Below are 2105 nucleotides of genomic sequence, written 5' to 3'. Positions count from 1 at the left end.
TTTCCCTCTCCGATCACGTATGCAGCATTATTTTTAGCGTCATTGACCGCACTATCGCGCATTAGCTGTAAATTTGCACCATAGCCGTTATTTTCGCTTCTGCCCTCGACCTCGCCCAAGACAGTGCAATTATAAGGCGTGCTTCTTGCCACCGTGATACCGCGTGCGTTTTCTTGTAATTGAACTACCTGAAACGGCGGCGTTACGTCGCATCCGTTAAAGAATATCGCCGCAAAAGCGCCGAAAACTAAAATTTTGAAATTTTTCATATTGGATCCTCCCAAAAAATATTCTCACATTATATTGCAAGGTAGTTAAAGAAAAATTGAAATATTATATGAAAAATACTAAAAACATAAAAATATTCAAGTGTTAGTTTATCAGAATAAAAGCTATACAATTTTATTGATTTCAAATTTAAGGAAAATTTTGAAGCTGACTAAACGCGATATGGCATATCATCTAGGCATTGATGTCGCAACGCTGTATAATTGGCGCAAAAACAAGCCGAATTTATACCGTATCGTCATGCTCGGTTTTAAATTTGACGACGCCATACGAAAAAGCAAAGAAAATTACGAAAACCTTCTACAAGCCGATGAATCGATAAAATCCGAGATGAGCGATAAAAAGTCCACTTAAAGCCACGCTATACAAATCTCATTCTAAATCCCGCAGCAAATCCGCCAAGCTCACGCTTGATAGGGATTTTTCAAAATCATTCTGAATGCGAGCAAAGCGCGGCGCGAGTACCGCCTCGATCTTGCCGCCCACGGGGCAGGCGCTAGGCGAGCCTTTGTGCAGGCGAAACATCGCGTCCTCCTCGCTCACCGCCTCGTAAATGTCTAAAAGCGTGATGAGCCGCGCGTCGCGAGCCAGCGTGATGCCGCCCACGCCCGCGGTCGTGAGCACCAAAGCCGCGTTTTTTAACTGCGAGATCAGCTTGCGCGCGATGGCGGGGTTTATCCCCGAGCTTGCGGCGACGAAATCGCCCGTGACCTTCTCCTCGCGAAAATACGCGACGCAAAGCATGATGTGAACGGCGAGTGAAAATTTTATACCTACTTGCATAGCCGACCTTGATTTAAATTTAAAACCGCACGTTAGTTTCGTGCGGCGTTATTTTAGCTAAATTAAGCAAAATTTTAAACTCACGCCCTCTCGCCGACTGCGGTAAAGCGCTTTTGCACGAAATTTCTATTTTTTAGCTCGTCAATGATCGCGATCGCAAGATCGGCGTAGCTGATATAGCTCTCGTTTTGCGAGTTTAGTATGACGTGATCGTTACCGAGCACGTATTTGCCGGTGCGAGCGCCATTTGCGTCGTAGTCTCCGGCAGGCGAGACGTATGTCCAGAGCACGCCCGTTCTACCTTTTAGCTCGAAAAACGACTCCGCCGTAGCCTTTGCGACGCCCATATACTCAGGCGGGAAGTCAGGCGTATCCATAGCCATAGTGCCTTTATCGTCCACGTATAGCGTACCCGCGCCGCCGATGACGAGCAGTCTCGTTTTCGTACCGCTAAGCGCGTCTGCGAGGTGTTTTGCTACCTTTTTATGAAGGGGGAACGTTTCGGGCGTCCATGCCGCAAATGCGCTGATAACGGCGTCAAAGCTAGCTAGATCGGTCTTTGTTAGTTCAAAAATATCTTTGTAGACTACTTTTACGTCGCCGTTTTTATACTCTTTGTTTCGCACGATAGCCGTTACGTCATGCCCTTGTTTTAGGGCTTCTTGCACCAAATTTGAACCTGATTTTCCGTTTGCTCCGATGATTGCTACTTTCATTGTTACTCCTTTAAATTTGATTTGTTTTTATTGCCGCGTAAATTTACAGCCAGCTTAGCTTTACATCGTCGTTTATCACGCCATCATCCATCGTGTACTGCTCCAGGCTGCCGCGTTTGGTCTGGATACAGATAAACTTCATCCCCTGCGCGCCCGCCTTAAAGCATCTCTTGCCCGCCGGATCGATGCGGATCGCGTCGCCCTCGCTGACCGCCCTCTCCTCGCCGTCGATGAAAAGCGTGCCGCCACCTTTTAGCACCAAGTAAAGCTCCTCGTTTTGCTTGTGCGAATGCACGAACGGCACGCTCACGTTTGCAG

General features: G+C 47.4%; 4 protein-coding genes and 1 pseudogene. 1 reads left to right on the top strand and 4 read right to left on the bottom strand.

The features are described 5' to 3' along the window. Positions 1–269, bottom strand: a pseudogene (locus Q0140_RS03100) (hypothetical protein); the annotation flags it as partial. Between the two features lie 157 nt (positions 270–426). Here Q0140_RS03100 and Q0140_RS03095 point away from each other — a divergent pair. Then, positions 427–642 carry a transcriptional regulator gene (locus tag Q0140_RS03095; RefSeq protein WP_291938102.1) on the top strand — a complete coding sequence of 72 codons (216 nt, stop codon included), beginning with the start codon at positions 427–429 and terminating at the stop codon, positions 640–642. An 18-nt stretch (positions 643–660) separates the two neighbouring features. Here Q0140_RS03095 and Q0140_RS03090 read toward each other — a convergent pair whose 3' ends face one another. The 3 genes from Q0140_RS03090 to Q0140_RS03080 all read right to left on the bottom strand — a co-directional run. After that, the gene (locus tag Q0140_RS03090) at positions 661–1071 is read right to left on the bottom strand and encodes an Rrf2 family transcriptional regulator (RefSeq protein ID WP_297961748.1); all 411 of its coding nucleotides are present in this window, start codon (positions 1069–1071) and stop codon (positions 661–663) included. A gap of 80 nt (positions 1072–1151) precedes the next feature. Continuing rightward, a complete protein-coding gene (locus Q0140_RS03085; RefSeq protein ID WP_297961745.1) occupies positions 1152–1787 on the bottom strand; it encodes an NAD(P)H-binding protein in 636 nt (211 codons plus the stop codon). Between the two features lie 43 nt (positions 1788–1830). After that, positions 1831–2105, bottom strand: a 275-nt coding sequence (locus Q0140_RS03080) for a cupin domain-containing protein (protein WP_297961742.1), incomplete at its 5' end; no start/stop codon positions are given.

The sequence above is a fragment of the uncultured Campylobacter sp. genome, assembly GCF_938045405.1.
In the GTDB taxonomy this organism is placed as follows: domain Bacteria; phylum Campylobacterota; class Campylobacteria; order Campylobacterales; family Campylobacteraceae; genus Campylobacter_B.
This window is presented reverse-complemented; position numbering and strand designations above follow the sequence as displayed.